3 protein-coding genes and 1 tRNA gene are annotated in these 2,710 nt (G+C 46.3%); all 4 read right to left on the bottom strand.

Features of this window, described 5'->3' with window-relative positions; all coding sequences use genetic code 11:
• Positions 1–76 (bottom strand) — tRNA-Val (locus J6U00_RS05435).
• Positions 77–297: 221 nt separating this feature from the next.
• Positions 298–1,167, bottom strand: a complete 870-nt coding sequence (locus J6U00_RS05430) for a type II CAAX endopeptidase family protein (RefSeq protein ID WP_296579950.1) — start codon at positions 1,165–1,167, stop codon at positions 298–300.
• Positions 1,157–1,888 (bottom strand): ABC-2 transporter permease, encoded by a 732-nt coding sequence (locus J6U00_RS05425; RefSeq protein WP_296579947.1) that lies wholly within the window; start codon positions 1,886–1,888, stop codon positions 1,157–1,159. Before J6U00_RS05425 ends, J6U00_RS05430 begins: the two co-directional genes overlap by 11 nt.
• A complete protein-coding gene (locus J6U00_RS05420; protein ID WP_296579945.1) occupies positions 1,888–2,643 on the bottom strand; it encodes an ABC-2 transporter permease in 756 nt (251 codons plus the stop codon). The genes J6U00_RS05425 and J6U00_RS05420 overlap by 1 nt, the downstream gene beginning before the upstream one ends.
• Positions 2,644–2,710: the final 67 nt, after the last annotated feature.

Raw genomic sequence — 2,710 nt, 5'->3', positions numbered from 1 at the left:
TGGTGGGGACTACAGGGCTCGAACCTGTGACCCTCTGCTTGTAAGGCAGATGCTCTCCCAGCTGAGCTAAACCCCCACTTCGCAGACGCCGTATCCTCGGCGACGAAAATAATTATACCACAGTATCTCAGGTTTGTCAAGCGATTTTTGAAAATTTTTCTGAAATTTTTTTGATTTATTTTGAAAAGCGCAAAAAATAGCTGTTTATCAGTACAAAAAGCCGGGAGTCAGGAGCCTTCGGCTCTCAGCTCCCGGCTAAAAAAAGTTTACCCCGTTTATCAAATCATTTTTGCCGCGTCAGACTTTCGCCGAACTCTTTCCTTTTTTGCATATGAGCACCATGCATACAGCCCCGCATACTATTATCATGGGGAATACAGAAATTATCAGCATCCAGAACTCATTTGTCCTGTATGTAAACTTCTCCCCGTCCGCATTATAAGCAAACGGCATAAATACAGTGGTAAGTACAGTGTCTATTAGCATATGGCACAGCGCCGCCGGATATACTGAGCCCGTCCGCTTTGTCAGCCATGTAAGTACAGCCGACCAGAATATGCACATAACTATCATGGCTATGAAGCCGCCGTAAGGGAAGAAATCATAATCCCTGCCGAAATTGTAGCCGTAAGCAAGGAGAGGACCGTGCCACAAAGCCCATATCACTCCAGTAACGACTATTGCCACAGGAGTAGGCACGAGCTGTTCCAGCCTGGGTGTGAGATATCCTCTCCATCCCAGCTCCTCCCCGAGACCGTGAAAGGCAGTTGCGATACCTGATATTACAGCTATCAGCAGCGAAGCCGCGCCCATTACGATATCACTGCCGAAGGCGCTGTCGGAAATTCTTCCGTTCTCTACTATAAAAAGATGAAGTATCAGAGCGCTGACAAATGGCAGCACTACCGGATATATGACCGCCGCCGCGTAGTATTTGCCGCTGCCTCTTTTTCCGAAGCCCAGCATTGCGTCACGGAAGCCCTCTTTCGTGACAAGTCTTGTGATGACGGAAGCTATCGCCGGATAGAGCATGAGGGTAGCTCCCAGGAACAAATTGTTCACACCGCCATTCTTGTCTGAGAATATCAGCTCTATCGCAAAAGCGGGAGCGAAAGCCAGTACAAGGTATATGAATATACGAAGGAGTGTTTTCTTCTTACTTGGCATAATTCTCAGCTCCTTTCAGATACAGCTTCACGGATATCCTGTAGGAAATATAGTACAGCGGCAGCACAGCCAGTGTACATATACCCACCCACAGCAGCAGCACTTTCAGCTTGTCCGAATCTTCCACAAAGGCAAACATTCTTTCCCAGAATGTATCCATGCTTGCAAAGGCGGAGGTATCGCCGAAAAGCATATAAACTATCAATCCGAGGATGGCAACGCATACCGCCGTTATCTTTACCATGCTTCCCATTTTCACACCGAAGCGCACTATCAGCGGATACTCCACAGCTCTCATAAGGAGCTGCACATAGAACATTGCCGCAATAAGCACGGAAAGTCCGCTGGACTGTCCCGATATCTGCTCAGTAAGTGCTAATTTCAGCGTTTCGAGGGTCACAACAAACATGGTGAACAGCATTGTGAACAGATATTTCGCGCCTATCTGTCCCTTTATCCCCGAGGGTGTGGAGGTCACGAAGTAAGCCCACTTCTTTCTGTCGTCGCCGTTGAAAACACCGCTCTGTATACAGCCTGCCGTGATAAATACGAAAATGCAGAACATTCCCAGTATCATTGTCAACGTTTTTCCGATAGTATCATCATCTTTTGCATCAACTACCGCAAAGATCGGAACTACAGAAAAGAACAGATATGTCGGCAGAAAAATAAGTATAAGGCGCAGATTCAGCTTGAATTCCTTATATAGATATCCCGTCATCAGTAACGCCTCCTTCTGTACTCCTTCAGTGACCACACATAGAGCAGCGCAATAACGCCGACCACAAAGAACGGAGCGATGATAAAGCATATTTCACGCGCCTTGTCGAAATAAGGTGTGAGCACCTTTGCCATTGTCTTATCGTTGACTTCTCCGTAAAGTCTCTCTGCTTCACTCATGCAGAATTTTGTGAATCTCCATGCGAAATAGAAACAAGCCGCCATAAAGGGTGACGTAGCAAGAAGTGTAACAACTGCTCCCTTGTTCTGATTCTTAAACCGGAGCATAAGGGGTATCTCCGAAAAGCATAAAGTCATAACAGCTCCGAGGATAAGGATATTCTTTATATGATCTGCACTTACGGGCATTTTCGCCGCAGCAGCTATTATCACCTCTGCCAAAATTGCGAGCACAAGACCTGTGAGCAGCAGTATACCGCGCACTATGAACTTTGAAGCGATTATCTTCCTGTCGCTTACAGGCAGAGTATAGGAGAAAAGCTGCCAGCGCGACTGATAGTCCTTCTGAATGATATCATTATGTCCGTAGCCCATACCTACAAGGGCGATACACGCCGCATAGAAATATGCCTGCGGATAGAACGTTTCTATCACGCCATCTACACCTTTGAGATTGCCTGCATAAGTGCTTATGCACACAAGAGACATCATGGCAACGAATATGAAATAGACAAGAAGCGTTATCACGATAGTCTTGCGGATAAGGTATAACTCACGGTAGATAAGACCTTTCATTCATCTCCACTCCTTTTTGCCCCGGTTTACATAATAGATCATTATGTCCTCAAGAGTTGCGGGATCA

The organism is Ruminococcus sp. (assembly GCF_017650195.1).
Classification (GTDB): domain Bacteria; phylum Bacillota; class Clostridia; order Oscillospirales; family Ruminococcaceae; genus Ruminococcus.
This window is presented reverse-complemented; position numbering and strand designations above follow the sequence as displayed.